General features: G+C 76.6%; 1 protein-coding gene and 1 pseudogene. Both read right to left on the bottom strand.

Annotated elements, in window-relative coordinates; all coding sequences use genetic code 11:
* Positions 1-257: pseudogene (locus tag J0670_RS38660) on the bottom strand (hypothetical protein); the annotation flags it as partial.
* Between the two features lie 107 nt (positions 258-364).
* A partial coding sequence (locus J0670_RS38665) for an NAD(P)H-binding protein (protein WP_307806882.1) occupies positions 365-1,017 on the bottom strand: 653 nt, incomplete at its 5' end.

Here is a 1,017-nt window from a genome sequence, read left to right on the forward strand (position 1 = left end):
GCGATGGACAGGTCGGCCCCCGCCCCGGGGTGGTGCCAGTCGCGCGGGACGGCCATGGTGGCGCAGTCGAGCGCCGGCTGGTCCGCGCAGGGCTGCCAGTCGAGGGTCTGGCCGGTGTAGCGGGCGGGTACGGGCCCGGCGTCGCCGGGGCCGCGGCCGGAGTCGGCGTTCGCCGTGGCGGGCAGGGCGAGGCCGGCGAGGAGGGCGGCCGCGAGGGCGACGGCCGCCCGGCGGGTGCGGGATGCGGTGTTGTTCACGAGAAGGATCCTGTCCGACGCGGCACCTGACGGACGATGGGGCAGGACACCGTCTTCGAGGTGGTGCTGGCTACACCTCCGCCCGGGTGAGGGCGCCAGCGCCCGGTTCAGTACGCGGCGGTGAAGCGGGCGCGCCGGTGGGCGGGCCGCTCGACTTCGTCGAGCAGTGCGACGGCGAGGTCCTCCATGGAGATCACCGATCGGCCCTCGGCGTCCACCAGCAGCTCGTCCAGGCCGAGCCGGAAGCGGCCGGTGCGCGCGCCGGGCTCCAGCAGGGCGGCCGGGCTCAGGTAGGTCCAGTCGGCCTTCTCGTCGGCGCGGTAGAGGTCGAGCTGCTCGCCGCAGGCCAGCGCGATCGCGCGGATCCCGGCCGGGAAGCCGGGGCTCTCCACGAGGGTCGTGCCACCGGTGCCCGGGACGACCAGGCTGCCGGCGCCGCCGACCGCCAGCAGGCGCACGCCGGTGCCGGCCAGGCCGACCAGCAGGCCCCGGGTGGCGGTGAGCAGCTCCGGCTCGCTGCCGGGCGCCGGCCGGGTGGCGGTGATGACCGCGTCCTGGCCGACGGATATCCGGGCGACGTCCTCGGGGTCGCGGGCGTCGCCGACGACCAGGCCCGCGCCGGCCGGCAGGACGTGCGGCTTGGCCGGGTCCCGTACGACGGCGGTGACCTCGTGGCCGCGGGCGAGCGCCTCGGTCACGACGCGGCTGCCGACGTTGCCGGTGGCGCCGAACACGGTGATGCGCATGAAGGTTTCTCCTC

This window comes from Streptomyces sp. FH025, from assembly GCF_017427025.1.
GTDB lineage: Bacteria > Actinomycetota > Actinomycetes > Streptomycetales > Streptomycetaceae > Kitasatospora.